We start from the raw sequence: 18,057 nt of genomic DNA on the forward strand, positions 1-18,057 counted from the left end.
TGCTGAGTTTGAATCAGGATGTCTGGCAGGCCACCTTCGGACATCACCTGCCCAGTGCCCTGGAGGACCGTCTCACAGCCAGTCAGGTGCTCCTGCGTGGATTAACGGAAGAGGATGCGGAGAGTCTGCTGCGCCTTCGCCTAAGCCAGACCGGCCTTGCTGCCGAAGCCAGGGATGAATTTGAGCGTTTCGTCAGCGTGAAACGGCACTTCCTGGGACGGCCCATCGGCAGTGTCTCCGCACGGGCTTTCCTCCGCCATTGCGCTCGCCAGTGGGAGATCTTCCAAACCGCACCGCCTGAGTCAGAGCAGCCAGAGGTCACCGAACATTCGGGTGCGATGGACGTTGCGATGCTGCCTTCTTTGGAAAAAGAGGTGGGTGGGGCGATCCCCCTGATGACTGAGACCGTGCGTCTGACCGCTGCCGAAGCTCCCGCCATGGCGCTGCCCGAGCTTTTCGATCCAGAGACCGCCAGCAGCCTGCAAACCATGGCCGAGAGTCTCACCGAGCCTCTCGCCGCCCTGCCTCAGGATGAAGTGGAATCCCTCGTCATCGACACTGCGCCTGCCGAAATCTCACAACTGCCCGTTGCACCCGCGGGTGGCAATGGCCAGCATCCCGATGTCACCACAGTGGAAGACGACGACTGGAGCCTCCCGAGCGGCCCCGCACCCGCTGGGAAGCCCGTGGTGCCCAGCACGGATGCCTTTGTGAAACTGCGGGAGATGCTCGCCAGACTGCGTCAGCCGGGGCAGGTGGCCACCAGCCTCGCCGCCGAAGGCCAGAACTTCACGCCACCTGTTGCCGAATCTCCCTTCCGCGCGCCTGCGGCGGGTCAGGCATCACCACCGCCATCCTCCGTCACCTCCCCCTTTCAAGTCTCGTCCGCCACCGTGGCTGCGACCGGCCTCGCGCCGATCAAAGCCAAGGCACCTGCCACTCCCTCAGATTTGCTTCAGGGCAGATTTCAGGCATTGCGTCTGCAATTGCAGGCCGAGGCACTCACCCAGCCGCTGGATTACAGCCGCCTCGCAGAGATTATCCGTCTCGCTGGACGTCGATTCCCCCTCGTGCGCTTCAGCGAGCACGAACTGCCCAGTCTGACGGGGCGATACGCCCTTTACTGGTCCCTTCAGGGGGTGGAGATCCTCTTCGGCCTCGCCCCCTTCAGTGATGTCTCCTATTGGCGGACCCTCAGCAGCTTTGCCGCTGGGCGTCTCACTGACCTTGCGAGCCAGGCAGAGTCTGAGTCTGGTGCCGCGCCGAAGCTGAAGCTGGTCAGTTTCAAAACCGAACGTGAACAGCTCTCCTGGCAGAATTTCCTCAACAGCCAGATCCTGCCCGAGCCCATCCGGCAGATCACCGACGTCGTCCACCTCGACACTGACGGACTCGCCAGCCTCTACTCCATGCAGCGCATCATCAAGGAGTCCGAATCCGGCGTGCTCCAGGCCGAGCCTGCCAAGGTGATCGGCGTTCTGGCGCGTGAGCTGGATTTCTTTTGGAAACGCATCACACGGATGGCGTAACGAGTTCAAGCACTGGGCAAGTGCCGGATGGGTTTCTTGTGGCAGGGTTTGCCAGTCATGACTCTTGGTTGGGCCGTTCGATGACGTAACTTTGGGGCATAGACCCCATAGCTTCCATGCGCGGCGCTCACCTATGGTCGGGCGACGGTGAAGAGGCATCTTCCGTGCCGCGTCATTCAGCCAACGACATCATACCTATGAAACTCAAATTCTTTTTCATCGCCAGCGCGCTCACGTCCTTGAGCTGCTGCACGCATCCAAACTCGAAAGAACACTCCTCAAAATATCGCGCCGAGGAACAGTTCACCGAATTCATCGGCCTTCCGATCTGGAACAGTCAGGACGTGAAATTAGGCACGGTGAAATACATCACCGCCGACCTGGAGAATGCGCGCCTGGTCGAAGTCATCGTGGCAAATGCCGACGCATCCAAGTTCACCGCAGTGCCACCCCGAGCACTCACGCTCGACGCCCCCAATCAAGTTATTCGTGTGAACATGAGCAAGGCTGGATTCGACGCCGCCCCGGCTTTCAACACCTCCGATTTCACCGCCTCCTCCCAGCGTGGACCGGTGGCCAGGGTCAATCGCTACTTCGGGCTCGAGCCTTGGTTTTTCACCGAAGGCCAGACGGTTCGAAAGAATGCTAAAATCCTGAAACTGGGTCACGTTGCCAGGACAGATCAGCTCCTCAGCCTCCCGATCGTGAACACCAAGGGGGAATCCATTGGCAGGGTGCAAACGCTGCGGATGGATCTGCCCAAGGGCCAGATCGTTCACGTCGTGGTCGATACAAGCGGCATGGGCAGTCCCAACAGCGTCATCCAGGCACGGGCACTGCGTTTCAATGCAGAGCACAACGGCCTCATCCTGGATAGCTCCATGAACGAGCTCGCCGGTGAGCCGCACTTCCGCTGGAACGACAGCAGCAGAACATCCTACCAGGAGGAAGCGTATGTAAACCGCGACGTAAAGGCTGATAATGGACTTCATTCGAAGCAGAGCGCGCAGGAAGGCATCGTCAAAAAATCCATCCCGATGGAGGAAGGAGACAGTTTCCGTGACGAGCAAAAAACCGCCCTCATCAAACGAACCATCCAGGCCGACTCCAGTCTCACCGCGCATTGCAAGAACGTGGAGGTTGTCACGCTCCACGCCCAGACGACGCTGCGTGGTCACGTCAGTTCGATCGAGAGCAAACAACGCATCGGAGCCATCGCGATGCAGGCCGGAAGGCCGGAGAATGTGAGCAATCTGATCGAAGTCAGACCTCACTGACTTCACGATCAGTCAGTTCATCCGCATTCATAGCAATGCCGGAGGTCGGAAGCGACCTTCGGCTTGTAAGGTTCAAATGCATGGCCCAGCGTTTCTTACTTCGGCACGACTGAAGGTGAGGCGTCGTGGCTGCGCCATTCTTCGGCAAGTTCTCGAATCCGGTGCAAATGATCATCGGTCTGACTCGCATAGTGCAGGAGACAGATCGTCACGCCGAGCAGGCCGACCGTGAGGAGCGCCAGCCCCACCGTCAGCCAGGTCAGATAGCGGGTAAGCCGGGTCAGTTGGTGGTGAATTAGCGCCTGCTCTTTGATGATGCTCAGGGAGAGAATGGCGCTCTTCGCTGTCGTCTTCGCCATCTGCGGCCCCGGCTCCTGTGCAGTGTTGGCCGCCTCCTTGTAAATCTCTAGCAGCAGCGCATCCGTGCTCAATGACAGATCGTTCGCGATGGCGCTCGCGCATTCCTCGTCGGTCATTTCTTTGTTATCGGGCATGGGAAAGCAGGGAAGGTGACAAAGAGTCAAGGCAGGCTCAATCGTGCGCCTCCATGCTCTGCGCTTTGGGCATGAGCAGGAGGAAAGAAACCAATCTTGATTGGATCAGCGATTCCTCAGGCGCTGAAGTAGTCGTACTGGGTGCGGTGCTCCATGCACTGATGCAGGTGCCTGACATCCATGTCACGCGGGTGCGCCATGGACTTGAGCGCGGCTCTGGTGATGGCCGCATTCTCCGCCTCATGCAGGTCATCTGCCTGGATGCTGCATCGCAGCAGGAAACGTCCGGTGACGAGATGGTGGATGCTGGCCTGGTAGTTCATGGGTGCTATCGTTCGATGTGGAACTGCCGACTAGTAGCGGCGTCCGTTGTAGTAGTGACGATTGCGCTCGTCCTGGGAGCCGCCGATGACATTGCCACCGAGGGCACCGAGGCCGCCGCCGATGAGGGCACCTTCAAGTCCGCGGCCGCTTTGATTGCCGATGATGCCGCCGACCGCCGCTCCGCCGAGGCCGCCGACGACGGTTCCGGTGCGGGCGTTAGGTCCGTTGGTGCAGGAGATGAGCGAAGCCGACGCGAGCAGCATGGCGATGTAGAGTGTTTTCATGGTGGGCAGCTAGCCAGACGCATCTCTGAATCACTATGGGGTGTTTCCCCCAAAACGGAACCGCGCTCGACAAGCCGCCGGTTATCGAGTCTGCTAAAGGCACAGTCGCTACCGAGGCATCGAGGCGGGGCTCGTGATCGAGCCATGAAAAAGAAAGCATCACCTCCCGCGTCGAAACGCACGGCCAAAGCCGCCACGCCTGCGATTCAGAAATCCAAGTCGAAGGCGGAGCGCTCATGTCCCATCGTCGGCATTGGGGCTTCGGCAGGCGGGCTGGAAGCCCTGGTGCAGTTCCTCCAGCATGTGCCTAAGGACAGCGGCATGGCGTATGTGATCGTGCAGCATCTCGATCCCACGCAGAAAGGCATGATGCCCGAGCTGCTGCAACGCGCCACGGCCATGAAGGTGACGCAGGTGAGGGACCGCACGAAGACACGGCCGAACTGTGTGTATGTGATCCCGCCGAACAGCGACATGTCCGTCCTGCGCGGTGTGCTGCATCTGCTGGCTCCCGTTGAAATGCGCGGACTGCGTTTGCCGATCGATTTCTTCTTCCGTTCGCTCGCTGAAGATCAACGCGAGCAGAGCGTGGGCATCATCCTCTCAGGCATGGGCAGCGATGGCACGCTGGGACTCCGCGCCATCAAGGAGAAAGCCGGCGTGGTGCTCGTCCAAGATCCGACCACGGCCAAGTTCGACACGATGCCCCGTAGCGTCATTGATGCCGGCCTCGCGGACATCATTGCATCAGCCGAGGAACTGCCTGACAAGCTCATCGCCTACCGGAAGCATCTGCCACAGCTCACCACATCGGTGCTTCATCTGGAGGAGAAGGTGCAGAGCGCTTTGGAAAAGATCGTCATCCTGCTGCGTGCACACAGCGGCCATGATTTCACCCTGTATCGGCGCAGCACGTTGTATCGCCGCGTGGAGCGCCGCATGGGCATTCATCAGGTGGGGAAGATCAGCGGCTATGTGCGCTACTTGCAGGAGAATCCGCAGGAGCTGGGCATTCTCTTCAAGGAGCTGCTCATTGGTGTGACCAATTTCTTCCGCGACAAAACGGCCTGGGAGCAACTGGCGTCGAAAGCGATCCCGCTCCTGCTTAAAGACCGGCCCGCAGGCACCACGCTGCGTGCATGGGTGGCCGGTTGTTCCAGTGGAGAGGAGGCGTACTCGCTCGACATGATCTTCAAGGAGACGCTCAAGCACCTCAAGTCCACGGACAACATCTCGCTGCAAATCTATGCCACCGATCTGGATAAGGATGCCATCGACAAGGCCCGCCTTGGTCTCTTCCCCGAGAACATCGTCGCCGATGTGTCACCCGCACGCCTGACGCGCTTTTTCATCAAGGAAGAAGGCGGCTACCGCGTGAACAAAGAGATCCGCTCCATGGTGGTCTTTGCGCCGCAGAACCTGATCATGGATCCGCCGTTCACGAAGCTGGACATCCTCTGCTGTCGGAACCTGCTGATCTATCTCACGCCAGAATTGCAGAAGAAACTGTTCCCGCTGTTCCACTACAGCCTGAATCCAGGCGGTGTGCTGTTTCTCGGCAGTGCGGAGAGCATCGGCAACTTCACGCACCTGTTCACGGCGCTGGCGCTCAAGGAGCGCATTTTCCAACGCAACGAAACGGCCATGCAGGGCAGTCATCTGGATTTCCCCGCCGTCTATGTGCCTGCTCACACGGACCGCCGCGAGTCTTCAGTGACAGCGCGTCCTCCGGCACCCAGCTTGCAATCACTCGCCGATCAATTGCTACAGCAGCGCTACGCCCCGCCCGCCGTGCTGGTGAACGAGCACGGCGACATCCTCTACATCAGCGGCAGAATCGGCAAATATTTGGAACCCGCCGCCGGCAAGGCCAACTGGAATGTCATCGCCATGGCCCATGACGGTTTGCGCAACGAGATCTCCAGCGCGCTGCAAAAAGTGAACCGCAAAAAAGGCACGGTCGCAGTACGCGGCATCAAACTTGGCCCGCAGGCCGACACGCATGCCGTGGACATCATGGTGCAGGCGATTGAGGAGCCGAAAGAATTGTTCGGCATGGTGCTCATCGTGTTTTCCGACTCCGTCGTCCCAGTCGAGACACATCCTGAGTCTGCGAAAGGCAAAGCCACGGCCAGCAACAGCGCCCGGCAGCGTGAGCTGCAAAACGAACTCAAACATGCCCGTGATGAAGTGCAGGCGGGGCGCGAGGAGATGCAGACCTCGCAGGAAGAACTGAAGTCGATGAACGAGGAGCTGCAATCGACCAATGAGGAGCTGCAATCGACCAACGAGGAACTCATGACCTCGAAAGAAGAGATGCAGTCGCTCAATGAAGAGCTGCAAACCGTCAACGCCGAGCTGCAAGCGAAGCTCGACGAGTTGTCCGGCACGAACAACGACATGAAGAACCTGCTCAACAGCACGGACATCGCCACCGTGTTCCTGGACAACGATCTGCATGTACGCCGCTTCACCTCGCAGGCCAAGACGATCATCAAGTTCATCGCGACCGATGTGGGCCGCCCCATCACCGACCTCGCCTCGGACCTGCTTTATCCTGCGCTGGTCAAAGACGCCCACGAAGTGCTGCGCACACTCGTTTTCAGCGAGCGCTCCATCGCCACGCAGAACGGCCGCTGGTTCACCGTGCGCATCATGCCCTACCGCACGGTGGACAACCGCATCGACGGCGTCGTCATCACCTTTGCCGACATCACCGCCGCCAAGAAAATCGAGGCCGATTTACGCGAGCAGCACCGCCACATGATCAAGCAAGCGACCGCACAGGGACTCGCCTTGGACAAAGCACTCGGCAAAACCAAGTCGGCACCCAAACGGAAATCCAAGCCATGAAACAGCCCACCACCGATCTGCGCCGCCGTGCTGAACGCAAGTTGCGCGAGCAACCTGCGAAGACGACGCGAGATGACCGTGCTGACACGCAACGGATGCTCCAGGAGCTGCAAATCCACCAGATCGAGCTGGAACTGCAAAACGAGGAACTCAAGCTGACGAAAGCCAACGTGGACGTGGGTTTGGAGAAGTTCACCGATCTCTATGATTTCGCTCCTGTCGGCTACTTCACCCTCACTGCCGACGGCACCATCCAGCAGGTCAATCTCACTGGCACCAGCATGGTCGGCGTGCAGCGTTCCAGGCTGGTGGGAAAACGCTTTGGCCTGCTGATTGTCCCCGGCTTGCGCACGGACTTCAATCACTTCCTCGAACAGGTGTTTGCCGACGATACCAAGCAGTCAGGCGACTTTGAGCTGCTGCGCCCGGATCAGCCGCCGCTCATCGTCAACATCGCGGCCAAGCGCCAGATCAATGAGACGGAATGCCACGCCGTGGTGGTGGACATCACCGACCGCAAAAAGGTCGAGGACATCCTGCGCCGCAATGAAGCGCTCTTCTCCGCTCTGCTCGCGCAAGCACCCTTCGGCGTCTATGTGGTAGATGACCAGCTTCGGCTGATCCAGGTCAATCCCCATGCGCTTCCCATCTTCAAAAAAGTGCATCCTTTGATTGGCCGTGATTTCGCGGAAGTTCACCGACTGCTCTGGCCGAGGCGTGTCTCAGACCCCATTGTCGCCAGGTTTCGACACACCCTGAAGACCGGTGAAGCCTATCAGGCACCAGAGTTCGTCGAGCGGCGCAAGGATACGCGGGTGGTGGAGGCTTATGAGTGGCAGATCCAGCGTGTCACCCTGCCCTCGGGCGATCATCGGGTCGTGGCGTTTTTCAATGACATCACTGAACGCAAACGTGCTGAGGATAACCAGCGTCGGATCGAGGTGCTGGCCGCCTCGAATGCGAAGCTCAAGAAGGAAATCATCCGCCGTCAGGCCGTGGAGGCAGCCCTCACGAAGAGCGAGCAGCTAGCGCAGAAGCTGCTGAAACAATCACGGCAGTTGCAGAAGAATCTGCGACAGATGTCTCATCAGAACCTTCTCGCGTTGGAGAATCAGCGAAAAGAGATCAGCCATGAGCTGCATGACAAAATCAGCCAGGTTCTGATCGGCATCAATGTGCGGCTTTCTGTCTTCACCCGCACGGCGGAGGTCGATCCGCGCGCCATCGCCCCGGTGCGTGAACTCGTGGAGAAATCCGTGAAGATCGTTCACGACTACGCCCGCGAGCTGCGCCCCGCGATGCTCGACCAGCTCGGCCTGATCCCTGCCTTGCGCACTTACATCGACGAAATCCCGAAGCGCAGGGGCCGGAAGATTCACTTCACCGCCTCTCCTGATGTCGAAACTCTCGACAACGACAAGCGCACCGTCCTTTACCGCGTCGCACAGGAAGCGCTCGTCAACGTCACCAAACATGCGCAGGCGCGCAGCGTTCAAGTCACCCTGCGCCTGGCTCGTGGCGGTGTGTGCCTAGAAATTGCCGACGATGGCAAAGCCTTCGACGTGGACCTCGTCTCCTCCCCCCAATGGAGCCATCGCCTCGGCCTCACTGGCATGAGAGAGCGTGTGGAGATGGCCGACGGCGTGTTCAGCGTTGTTTCCACACCCGGCAAAGGCACCACCATCCGCGCGGTGATTCCAGTTGGCAAAACCAAGCGTCGCCAATAAAAAATCCCGTGTCCTGGCGGACACGGGATGGAGCGTGTGTGGTGATCTCTGACTTACTTCGTACGCACGACCAGCACGCGGCGGTCCTGCTGCATCTCGGCTTCATTGCCCTGGGGATACATGGGGAAGCTCTCGCCGTAGCCATGGGCGCTCAGCACGCTGGCTGGCACGCCATAGCGCTGGGTGAGCTCGTCATACACGCGTTGCGCACGCGCGGCGGACAGCGTCACATTGTATTCGTCCGTGCCGTCCGTGCTCGTGTGGCCTTCGATGTCAAAAACGGTGCCGACCTCAGTCTTGCTGATCGCGAGAATCACACCGGCCACCTGTTGCAGTGCGTTGCGTGACTCGTCGTCGAGCAGTTCGGAGGTTTCCTTCACAAACAGCACCGGGAGCGTCACATACGGCAGCTCACGGCTTTGGCCCTGGTCTTCCACCAGCACCACGCTGCGTTCTGAATTGTACACACGACGTGGCTGGCCGGGTGTGTCCACCACGGTGGTGGTCTTGGTGGTTTTCACCGCCGTCTGAGGAGCGGGTGTCACGATCACCACCTTGGGTGCCAGTGACAACTGGCGCTGCACCACGGCAGAATCTAGTGTGCGAACCACGATGGAAGGCTGTGTGACGACTTGGACCGCAGGTTGCACCACGACGACACTTGCCGCTGGTGGAGATGCAGGGACGACGGTGACCTGGGCATGCATGGGGAGCTGTGCCAGGCAGAAGATGGGGAGAAAAAGCAGAGGAGTCTTCATAATTGGGTTGGAGTTTGTTATGCGATGGACGCCTCCATGCCTCGCCCTGCCTCACGTGATTCGCCATGGGGTCAAACCCCACTTCCACACAGCACCTTCATGCGCGCTTCAGCACGCCGAGCCACCAGGCGGAGTAGGACCGCATGGTCGGGCCAAGGGGTGTGTTATCGCGCAGCCAGCTCACGGGCTGGTAAAACGTTGTCAGCCCTCCTGGGAAGCCCCCGTCTATCCGTCCGCTTGAGTAAAGCGACTGCACCGGGGCGTGGCTGAGGACATACACCAGCAGTAACAGGAGGATTTGCACGAGACAGCCGGAGCGTGAAGAAGTTCGCATATTTCATTTCTACACATCCCGTGATCTCCAACAATGGGGTGAACACTCCATGGCCGGGCCGCTATTTTCCATAAAGCTTAAAGGGCTAATCCGCAGGCCCAGCTTCATGTCGAGGTCATCGTAAAAGAAAAGCTCCTCAACTCAGGCTGAATGCTTCCTGTCTGGTGAATCTAGCAAAGCCAATCGACAGGGGGCTGGCCTGATGGTAAGTGAAGAGCAAATGATCAAACAAACTCGTGCGCAGTTAAGCTTGTTGGCGGCGCACCTTGGCGAACAACGCGAAACCGTCCTGCAACGATGGCGCGTGGCGACAGCGAACGTTGCGGAACTGACCATCGCCTCTTCTTTGACTCGCGTGCAGTTCAACGATCACATCCCCGGCGTGCTGGACTCCTTCGCCCTGAGGCTGTGCGCCTGGCCGGATGAGGACAGCGCCAGGGCACAGCAGAATGAAAAGGAGCATGTCACCGAGCACGGCTTGCAGCGCTGGCAGCAAGGCTACCAGTTGCGTGAGCTGACCCAGGAGTGGGGCCACCTGCAAATGGCGGTGATGGATGAGCTGGAGTCTTATGCGCTGGCTCATCCGGGGCTGGAGCCGCGCGTCATGCCGACGGCGCGGCGGGCGTGGGCTCACTTGTGCTGGGATGGAATCAGCGACAGTGCCACGCAGTACTGGCGGCTCCATCAGGCGGAGGCGAACGGTCACGTCCGTGAGCTGGAGCAGGCTATCGCCACTCTGAATGATCTGGATCAGGCGCGCGCAGCAGCCTGGCGTGAGGCTGCCCATGATTTGCAGGGAAGTCTAAGTGTGGTGACGGGTGCGAGCAGTGTGCTGGACCGCAAAAACGTACCTGAAGTGACGCGCCAGGAATTCTCCCAACTGCTGCAAAAGGGTGTGTTGTCTCTGCACGAAATGCTCAATGATCTGATGAGCTTGGCGCGGCTGGATGCCGGCTTGGAGCATCGCAATGTCGTTCCCTTGGATGCGGGCGTTTTGCTGACGGATTTTTGCGAGACATCCCTGCCGCTCGCGCAGCAGCGCGGCTTGTTTTTGAAAATGAAAGGGCCGGACTCGCTGCCCGTGCATGGGGACCGGTCCAAGATCCAGCGCATCCTGCAGAACCTGCTGCTCAACGCTCTCAAATACACCGAACGCGGCGGCGTCACGGTCATCTGGGGCGCGGTCGAGAGTCACGATGCTCATGACTGGATGTTTTGTATCCAGGACACCGGCCCGGGCTTGGATGAAGGCCCGGGTGCGCCTCTGGCCCGCCAGCTATATGAAGCCACCCAGACCGCACATGCGGTTGACGACATTCACGATTATGAGAAGTCGGCAGGCGACCTCGCCCACGCGCCGACCGTGCCCGCCCAGTCCGTCACGCTGCCCGTCAGCCAAAAGCCCGGAGAAGGTGTAGGCCTCTCCATCGTGAAGCGTTTGTGTGAGCTGCTGGATGCCAGTATCGAGCTGGAAACAAGTCCCGGTGAAGGGTCCACGTTTCGCGTAGTACTACCGCGTCATTACAACATAGGCGTGAAGTGAGGGGGCGGGTTTCACCCCATGGCGCGGAAGCTGAGCCAATTCCGAAAGCTCAACGAAGGAATGCTGTATGGCACAGGATTGAAGGCGCGGCAGTGAGATTGGGCTCAACGAGATGGGGTAAGGCGAGTAGATAGCGCCGGAAGGCAGGTTTGCGGACGTTTTTGCTTGGTCTTGGACATGTCTTCCCCATGGCTGGGATATGGAGGACTGGTTGGGGGGTGGGGTGCTTAAACCACTAGGCGGATCAGCGCTTCGGCGCTCATCACCAGGATGCCAAACATCAGGTGGGTCATCACCTTGGCCGCTCCGCGCACCCGCAGGCTGCGCCCGCCGTGGTTGTCCTTCAGATCGGAGTTGTTGCGTTCGACGCCGCCGCGCGCGTTGTAATGCCGGGCGCGGTCGGGCTCCATCGGGATCGACTCGGGAGAGCGGTAGTCGCGCTTTTCAATGATCGGGATGCTGCCCATCTTCACACTGTGCGCACGGATGGCCTGGGCATCATAGGCGCTGTCCTTGAGCTGATAAAACACGGCTCCGGTGCGCTCGGCTACGCTCTGCTCCAGGATGATCGCCGCCTGGCTGTCGTGCAGGCTGGCACTGCTGAGATAGGCGCACAGCGGGATGTCGCCATCGCCGGTGACGAGGTGCAGTTTGTAGCCGCGCCAGTAGTCGGTGTTGCCCTGGGAGTTCGTCTTGCAGCCGTAGTTACACCACACTTCGGGCAGGTCTTGGAGGTTGGCTGCGAGCGTGCCTTGAAGATGTCGCTGTAGGCGTGTGGGCTCGGGTGGCGGTGGCTCCTGGCCTTTGCGCGGGCGGCCCCGCTTGCGTTTGGGTGTGTTGATCGAGGATGCCTCGCTCGCTGGTTCGACTTGCGGTTCTTTGACTGCCTTCTCGCGCGCTTCAATCGCGGTGCTGTCAGTGGCGGCGTGCCAGATGACCTCTTTGCCAAGGTGGGTGCCAATGAGGGTCTGGTGCGCGCGCTCACCCAGGCCGATGTCGGCAAACAGCGCGAAGGCACGGCTAAAGATGCTTTCAGAGGGAACGCTGCGTGGCCCGTCCTCCCAGCCACAGAGCCGCCGCAAGGTGGTGTTTTGTTTGAGCTGGCCGATGAGCGCCTTGGTGGTGGGGATGTTCCAGAGGGCTTTGGCGACAAAGGCATGCGCCATCTTGAGGTGCGATTTGGGCGGTCGTCCGTTGCCCTTCCAGCCGCAGGCCTCGACCTGCTTTTCCAGGCTGAGCAGCTCGCACACTTTGACGAAGCTTTTGTCTTTGGCACTCAGCGGCCCGGTGACCTCTTCTAGCGCTGGCAATAGGTCACGTTGAATGCCAAAGTGAAGTCGGGTAAGCAGTTTTAAGGTCATGGTTGGCTCGCACCAAACCTTCGGCCAAGGGGCTGCTTACCTCATCACTTTTTCACCCTGAATTTCCGGGGCCTCACGGGGTTTCGGAATTGGCTCGCTAAGAGCCTTTTAGCGTGGTCGCGTGAGCCAGATCATGCCGACGAGCGATTCCCCCCCAGCGACAGCAACTGCACCCGATCTGTCCGCCGCGTTGGTCGCGGTAGATGAAGAGATTCTCCTTCGGCAGGTGGAACTCCACATCCCATGGATCACCTTCATTAAAGTGGCGGCGGTGCTGCTGGCCGCATACGCTGTTTATGTGCTGTGGTCGCTGCTGTTGCTGGTGTTCCTGGCCTTGTTTCTGGCTGTGACGTTGAGCGCTTTTGTGGACTGGCTTGATAAGAAAAGACTCAGGCACTGGGCCAGCCTGCTGATCGTCATCGGCGGCCTGCTGGGCACGCTGGGTGTCAGCATGGCGCTCATCGTGCCCGAGCTGGTCCAGCAAGTGTCAGCCTTCAGCAAAAACCTCCCGCAACTGCATGAAGACGCGCTCAACCAGCTCCCGGTGGGCAATGTCATCCGGGAAAGCATTCAGAGCCTGCTGGACAGCGCCAGCTGGACGGAGGCCAGCACCTGGTTCGGTCATTTCATGTCCGCCGGTGGCATCGCACTCGGCGGAATCTCGCAGATCACGCTGCTGCTGGTGATCGCGATTTATCTGCTGATCGACGGGCGCAAGACTTATGACTGGTTTCTAGCCTTCTTCTCACCCTTGAAGCGCGCGAAGCTTCGACTGACCTCGGAAGAAATCTCCACGGTCATCTTCGGGTATGTGTCCGGGCAGGTGATCACCTCGGTGCTTGTCACAGTCTATTCATTCACCGTGTTGATGCTCCTGCATGTTCCTGGAGCTCTCATGCTTGCCATTCTGGCGGGCATTTTGGACATTTTGCCCATTGTGGGCTTCATCATCGCCACGGCACCGGCCTTCCTGCTGGCACTCAGTATGTCACCACAGACAGCTTTCATCGTCCTGGGGTTGTATCTCCTGTTTCATGCCCTGGAGAGCTACTTCATCATTCCCAAGGTCTATGGGAAGAACCTGCGCGTCTCCACGCTCACCGTGCTGATCGGCCTGCTGGCCGGCGCGTTGCTCGCGAGCATCCCAGGAGCGCTCGCCGCCCTGCCCGTGATCGCCTCCTACGCCGCGATCGAGCGCATCTGGCTGAAGCCCTTCCTGCGCGACGGCGTCTCTGAAAAGCATGAGCTGCAAAAGGACCTGCACTTTGGCGAGAAGGACTGAGTCATGATGAAAGCCTTCCTCTCACTCCTCCGCGAGACCATGCGCCAGTGGGATGCGCATCGCGTGCCGAAGATGGGCGCGGCGCTGTCCTTCTACACCGTCTTCTCGCTCGCGCCGCTTGCGATCATGGTGCTGTCACTGGTCAGCCTGGTGGTGGAGCGCACCGCCGCACGCGCTGAGATCGTCGGGCAGTTCAGGCACTTTGTCGGCCAGGAGGGGGCGGAGATGATGGAGATGATCTTGACGAAGGCTGCTGCGGACAGCGCAGGCATGCTTGGCACCCTCATTGGCTTTCTCGTGCTGCTCGTCGGCGCTTCGGGTGTGTTTGGCGAGCTGCAGGACTCGCTGAATCAAATCTGGGGCGTGTCCTCCAAACGCCACCCGGTCTTCATTCTGGTGAAGGAGCGTGTGTTCTCCTTCGCGATGGTGTTTGTCATGGGCTTCCTCATGCTCGTCTCGTTTCTGTTCTCCGCCGCCATCGCTGCCGCAGGCGGCTGGCTGCACTCGCGGTTTCCCGGCCTCGACGGACCGTGGAATTTTGGCAACGCCGTGGTTTCCCTGATGGTGATCGCGCTGCTGTTTGCGCTGATCTACCGCATGGTGCCGGACGCACGCATCACCTGGCGGGATGTCTGGCTTGGGGCGGTGATTGCCGCCGTGCTCTTTGAGCTGGGGAAGTTTCTGCTCGGGTTCTACTTCGGTCGCAGCGCGCTGGCTTCCAGCTATGGCGCGGCTGGATCGCTCATCATCATCCTGGTGTGGGTGTTTTACACCGCGCAGATCTTGTTCTTTGGCGCGGCCTTCACGCGGGTCTATGCCATGCGCTTTGGCTCACACCAGACTGGTAAAGACGAGGTGAAAGCGTGTTGATCCATCCATGCCTGGTGCAAGCCACGACACCTTCCAATCTGCGAGAAAGCACTCACCATGACTATGAGTGCTGATGCTGATGCAGTGGGGTAACACCCCATGGTGATTGATCCGTCCCCGGGGCAATTTGCAGTCCTATGAATGACGCACCTCCCGCACCACCTCTTGAGCTTTCCGTTCGGCGGACTCTGGACGATCTGAAAGAATTCGCTCGCCGCGAGCCAGCCCAGGCAATTGCCGCCGCGATTGGTGTCGGGCTGCTCATCAATCTGCTGCCATCGAGGATGGTCACCGGCACGGTCGCCATCGTCGGAGCCGCGCTCGTGCGTCCCGTCCTGCTCTCACTCGGTGTCACCAAAGCCATGGAGCTTTGCTGCCAGAAATCCAACAACACACTCCAGCCATGAACACCCCCAGTTTTCCCGACCTCGCCGCTGATGCACAAGCGGTCATCGCCCCCGTTTTGTCCGTCTGTGCCAAGCCTGCGGCTCAGGCCGAGAAATACATGCGCCAGCATCCGGGCGGTACGCTGCTCGTGGCAGCAGGTCTCGGTATCGTCGCCGTGCTCCTTGCCCGTGCATTGACTCCACCACCACCACGGAATCGTGCCATGCGACTGCTCGAAGACATCCAGGAACGCCTGACCACCCTCGGCGAAGACGGAGTACACGCGGTCAACCAGGGCATGGACAGCCTTGGAGGTGTCCATCTCGATCGCTCATTCAACAAGCTCAGCCGCAAGTTCAAGAGCCTGTTCCATTGATACCACAGCCAGAATGAGCGGCGTCCTTTAGGCTCTCTTGCTCCCATGTCTCCTACCTTGGAAACGCAGCATCCGCCTGGCCTAGCTGGTTTCAGGCACGATGCTTTCCACGACGGCAGGCATCACTGCAAAAGCGAACTTGATCCCAGTCGCGTGCCCATTTCTTACGCCAGGCAAAAGGTCGGCCACAAGCGGCGCAGAGCTTTTGCGGCAGATGCTGTTTCTTGACGCCATTCATAGCAAGGTCATCTGAGCGGGTGGAAACTGCTGCCCCAGCGAGCGCGAGGTCTTTTCCCAAAAGGGAAAGAAGCCCGACTTCGCCGCTGGAAACATCTGCGCATCCCACGGACGGCGCACGAGATGCAGTGGCACATTCAGGCCACGATGAATCGCAGGCAACGCATCAGCCACCGGACCGACCTGGGGAGACATGGCGACGATGGAATCCAGCTTTTCCCTCTCGGCCCAGGTTTGCAAAGCCGCTGCCGTGGAGCGCGAATCCGTCATGGTGACGGGACATTGAAAATGTGTCCCAGCTCGTGTCAGCCCATCCTGAAGCGCGGTGTGGATGGAGCGGACTCGGTACTCGCTTAGACCATAGTGCGCGTAGGTCGCACCGCTGGTGACAGCGGCGATGGAAACGGGTCGCAACGCGGCGAGCGGACTCGTTTCCAAACATAGATCATCCGCATGAATCCAGATCCCGACACTGCCTGCGGGTTGTGAGAAAGCCGTCGGCAACTCCGGCAAAGCCTGTCGAGTCAGGTTCGCATGATCCGCAGCGATCGTGGGCGTGATGCAGCCGTCTTCCAGCCGATCCATGCCCGTGGTGTCGGTCAGCATGGATGGCTCACAGTAGCGCTCCAGATTGCTACGGCGCACGAGGTAGGTCTTTCCGACGGTCTGCAAACCAGCGACCCAGCGCCAGGAGAGCGTGTTGCTCGCCGGATCGGCATCCAGCAGGTGCTGGAAGAAGAACTCTGCGCCGAGTTCCCAGGGCAGCCGCTCCGCATGAATCCAAAAGCTGGCCCACCACATGCGGGCGTGATTGTGCAGGTAGCCAGTCTCACGCAGCTCCTTCGCGAAGCAGTCCATGATCGCCACGCCGCTGTGCCCTTCACTGACTTCCTGGGTTCGTGTGATCACATCCTTGGGCAGGCTTTCGCGCAGCTCACGCACCCGCTGCCGCCATGAGCACCAGACCTGCGGTCGCATCTCCAGCCAGCCTTTCCAGTAGCTCCGCCAGCACACCTCCTGCACCCACTTCTCCACCCGGCGGAGATCATGAATAGCCAGTGTCTCCCGCACGATCTCCTCCGGCGTGATCAGCCCGAAACGAATCGCCGGTGACAGCCTCGAAACATCGTCATGAGTCATGCCGACAAAATTCCGCCGCGCTCCGTAACTGGGCACCCGCCGCATGAACTCCCGCCAGCGCAAAAGCGCCGCCTCACGAGTCAGCGGGAAGGGTTCGGTCATCAGAAATCGAACGGCTGACGAGGCTGCGCGGGCGCAGGGAAACGCAGCTCGACGACTCAATCAGGGCGTGAAGAAATGCCGCCCTGTCCTGCCAGCGGGCGTGCCGTGATCGACTTCCCAATACACGTCCTCCAGGATGGCTGCCTTGGTGGGATACGGGCTGGCTTTGGCAAACTCCGCTGCCTCTTTGGCTTCAGCATGTGCTTCGCTTCGGATGGCACTTAGCTCGTCTTCATCGGCATCTTTTTCCAGTAGTAAATGCGCGGCCCAGAGCTTCACGGGATCGTGGTTGAGCATCCGCTCGTCGGCCTCCTGCTTGGTGCGGTATTTGAATTTGTTCGCATCAGCGATGGTGAAGCCCTCGAAGCGATAGGTGGCGATCTCGATCACGGTCGGCCGATGCTCATGCCGAGCGCGCTCGATGGCGGGGTGGAGCTTGGCGCGGATATCGTAGAGGTCATTGCCGTCGCAGAGATCCCAGGCCATGCCGTAGCCCTCCGCTCGCTGCGCCAGGTTTTCCTTCATAGCCGAGGAACGCTGTACGGACGTGCCCATGGCGTAGCGATTGTTTTCGATCAGGTAGATCACTGGCAGTCGGAAGAGCGCCGCCAGATTCAGGCTTTCTTGAAACACTCCCTGATTCACCGAGCCCTCGCCAAGGTAGCAAAAGACGACGCCAGGGATGCCCTGATGCTTCAGCCCAAAGGCCAAACCTGCGCCCAGCGCTTTCTGCGTCGCCGCATAGCCATGCCCGCCCCAGTGATGATGCTCCGGGGTGAAGAACCCAAACGCGCCCGCCTTGCCTTTCGCACATCCTGTGGCCCTGCCAAACAGCTCCGCCATAGCTTCCTTCATGCTCATTCCCGCCACCAGCGCCGTCCCCATGCCGCGCAATCCGCAGAGACTGTGATCCTGCGGCTCCATCAGCGACCGCACCGCCACCGGGATGGACTCTTGCCCTCGTTGCACGATGAGGAATCCGCCCATGCGCCCGGCCTGATAATGCTGCAACGCCAACTCCTCGAAGGCCCGAATCCGCATCATCTGCCGGTAAAAATGCCACCGGTCGTCAGCCGTCAGCGTCCGGTTGACGGGCGAATGCTGGAAGTCTTCGGAGTAGGACATGCGAGTCCCAAAGCTTGTTACTTGGAATCAAAAAAGTCGAGGCAAAGCAGGCCC

General features: G+C 59.8%; 18 protein-coding genes. 9 read left to right on the forward strand and 9 right to left on the reverse strand.

Translation table 11 applies throughout. The annotated features are described in order from the left end of the window. Positions 1 to 1,529: hypothetical protein (locus AC6FTP_RS27055; protein ID WP_497210004.1), on the forward strand; the 1,529-nt coding region annotated here is incomplete at its 5' end. Positions 1,530 to 1,726: 197 nt separating this feature from the next. After that, positions 1,727 to 2,806, forward strand: a complete 1,080-nt coding sequence (locus tag AC6FTP_RS27060; protein WP_497210005.1) for a PRC-barrel domain-containing protein — start codon at positions 1,727 to 1,729, stop codon at positions 2,804 to 2,806. A 95-nt stretch (positions 2,807 to 2,901) separates the two neighbouring features. Here AC6FTP_RS27060 and AC6FTP_RS27065 read toward each other — a convergent pair whose 3' ends face one another. From AC6FTP_RS27065 to AC6FTP_RS27075, 3 genes are all read right to left on the reverse strand, one after another. Continuing rightward, positions 2,902 to 3,300: a hypothetical protein gene (locus AC6FTP_RS27065; protein WP_497210006.1), complete on the reverse strand. Its 399-nt coding sequence runs from the start codon at positions 3,298 to 3,300 to the stop codon at positions 2,902 to 2,904. 116 nt (positions 3,301 to 3,416) lie between these two features. Then, positions 3,417 to 3,623: a hypothetical protein gene (locus tag AC6FTP_RS27070; protein ID WP_497210007.1), complete on the reverse strand. Its 207-nt coding sequence runs from the start codon at positions 3,621 to 3,623 to the stop codon at positions 3,417 to 3,419. Positions 3,624 to 3,653: 30 nt separating this feature from the next. Continuing rightward, positions 3,654 to 3,908 carry a YMGG-like glycine zipper-containing protein gene (locus tag AC6FTP_RS27075; RefSeq protein WP_497210008.1) on the reverse strand — a complete coding sequence of 85 codons (255 nt, stop codon included), beginning with the start codon at positions 3,906 to 3,908 and terminating at the stop codon, positions 3,654 to 3,656. A gap of 144 nt (positions 3,909 to 4,052) precedes the next feature. On the opposite strand from AC6FTP_RS27075, the gene AC6FTP_RS27080 reads away from it, so the two are divergent. Both AC6FTP_RS27080 and AC6FTP_RS27085 read left to right on the forward strand, forming a co-directional pair. Continuing rightward, positions 4,053 to 6,761 (forward strand): chemotaxis protein CheB, encoded by a 2,709-nt coding sequence (locus AC6FTP_RS27080; RefSeq protein WP_497210009.1) that lies wholly within the window; start codon positions 4,053 to 4,055, stop codon positions 6,759 to 6,761. Continuing rightward, a complete protein-coding gene (locus AC6FTP_RS27085; RefSeq protein WP_497210010.1) occupies positions 6,758 to 8,488 on the forward strand; it encodes a PAS domain-containing sensor histidine kinase in 1,731 nt (576 codons plus the stop codon). Before AC6FTP_RS27080 ends, AC6FTP_RS27085 begins: the two co-directional genes overlap by 4 nt. 53 nt (positions 8,489 to 8,541) lie before the next feature. On the opposite strand, the gene AC6FTP_RS27090 is transcribed toward AC6FTP_RS27085, so the two are convergent. Both AC6FTP_RS27090 and AC6FTP_RS27095 read right to left on the reverse strand, forming a co-directional pair. Then, positions 8,542 to 9,246, reverse strand: a complete 705-nt coding sequence (locus tag AC6FTP_RS27090) for an OmpA family protein (protein ID WP_497210011.1) — start codon at positions 9,244 to 9,246, stop codon at positions 8,542 to 8,544. Positions 9,247 to 9,343: 97 nt separating this feature from the next. Continuing rightward, a complete protein-coding gene (locus AC6FTP_RS27095) occupies positions 9,344 to 9,580 on the reverse strand; it encodes a hypothetical protein (protein WP_497210012.1) in 237 nt (78 codons plus the stop codon). Positions 9,581 to 9,800: 220 nt separating this feature from the next. Between AC6FTP_RS27095 and AC6FTP_RS27100 the strand changes: the two genes are divergently transcribed. Continuing rightward, on the forward strand, positions 9,801 to 11,123 hold the full coding sequence (locus AC6FTP_RS27100) for a sensor histidine kinase (protein ID WP_497210013.1): 1,323 nt from the start codon (positions 9,801 to 9,803) through the stop codon (positions 11,121 to 11,123). 227 nt (positions 11,124 to 11,350) lie between these two features. Here AC6FTP_RS27100 and AC6FTP_RS27105 read toward each other — a convergent pair whose 3' ends face one another. Further along, a complete protein-coding gene (locus AC6FTP_RS27105) occupies positions 11,351 to 12,484 on the reverse strand; it encodes a transposase (protein ID WP_497210014.1) in 1,134 nt (377 codons plus the stop codon). Positions 12,485 to 12,710: 226 nt separating this feature from the next. On the opposite strand from AC6FTP_RS27105, the gene AC6FTP_RS27110 reads away from it, so the two are divergent. The 4 genes from AC6FTP_RS27110 to AC6FTP_RS27125 all read left to right on the forward strand — a co-directional run bounded on the left by AC6FTP_RS27110 (position 12,711) and on the right by AC6FTP_RS27125 (position 15,399). Then, on the forward strand, positions 12,711 to 13,766 hold the full coding sequence (locus AC6FTP_RS27110) for an AI-2E family transporter (RefSeq protein WP_497210015.1): 1,056 nt from the start codon (positions 12,711 to 12,713) through the stop codon (positions 13,764 to 13,766). Between the two features lie 3 nt (positions 13,767 to 13,769). Further along, positions 13,770 to 14,636, forward strand: coding sequence for a YihY/virulence factor BrkB family protein (locus tag AC6FTP_RS27115; protein ID WP_497210016.1), 867 nt, complete (start codon positions 13,770 to 13,772; stop codon positions 14,634 to 14,636). A gap of 137 nt (positions 14,637 to 14,773) precedes the next feature. Continuing rightward, the gene (locus AC6FTP_RS27120; protein ID WP_497210017.1) at positions 14,774 to 15,043 is read left to right on the forward strand and encodes a hypothetical protein; all 270 of its coding nucleotides are present in this window, start codon (positions 14,774 to 14,776) and stop codon (positions 15,041 to 15,043) included. After that, positions 15,040 to 15,399 (forward strand): hypothetical protein, encoded by a 360-nt coding sequence (locus AC6FTP_RS27125; protein WP_497210018.1) that lies wholly within the window; start codon positions 15,040 to 15,042, stop codon positions 15,397 to 15,399. The genes AC6FTP_RS27120 and AC6FTP_RS27125 overlap by 4 nt, the downstream gene beginning before the upstream one ends. A gap of 91 nt (positions 15,400 to 15,490) precedes the next feature. On the opposite strand, the gene AC6FTP_RS27130 is transcribed toward AC6FTP_RS27125, so the two are convergent. The 3 genes from AC6FTP_RS27130 to AC6FTP_RS27140 are packed head-to-tail and all read right to left on the reverse strand — an operon-like array spanning position 15,491 to position 18,003. Next, positions 15,491 to 15,637 carry a DUF2256 domain-containing protein gene (locus tag AC6FTP_RS27130; RefSeq protein ID WP_497210019.1) on the reverse strand — a complete coding sequence of 49 codons (147 nt, stop codon included), beginning with the start codon at positions 15,635 to 15,637 and terminating at the stop codon, positions 15,491 to 15,493. Further along, complete coding sequence (locus AC6FTP_RS27135; protein WP_497210020.1) at positions 15,634 to 16,878, reverse strand: FAD-binding domain-containing protein; 1,245 nt, start codon at positions 16,876 to 16,878, stop codon at positions 15,634 to 15,636. Before AC6FTP_RS27135 ends, AC6FTP_RS27130 begins: the two co-directional genes overlap by 4 nt. A 60-nt stretch (positions 16,879 to 16,938) precedes the next feature. Beyond that, complete coding sequence (locus AC6FTP_RS27140) at positions 16,939 to 18,003, reverse strand: thiamine pyrophosphate-dependent dehydrogenase E1 component subunit alpha (protein ID WP_497210021.1); 1,065 nt, start codon at positions 18,001 to 18,003, stop codon at positions 16,939 to 16,941. Between the last annotated feature and the right edge of the window lie 54 nt (positions 18,004 to 18,057).

This window comes from Prosthecobacter sp. (genome assembly GCF_044378005.1).
Lineage (GTDB): Bacteria > Verrucomicrobiota > Verrucomicrobiia > Verrucomicrobiales > Verrucomicrobiaceae > Prosthecobacter.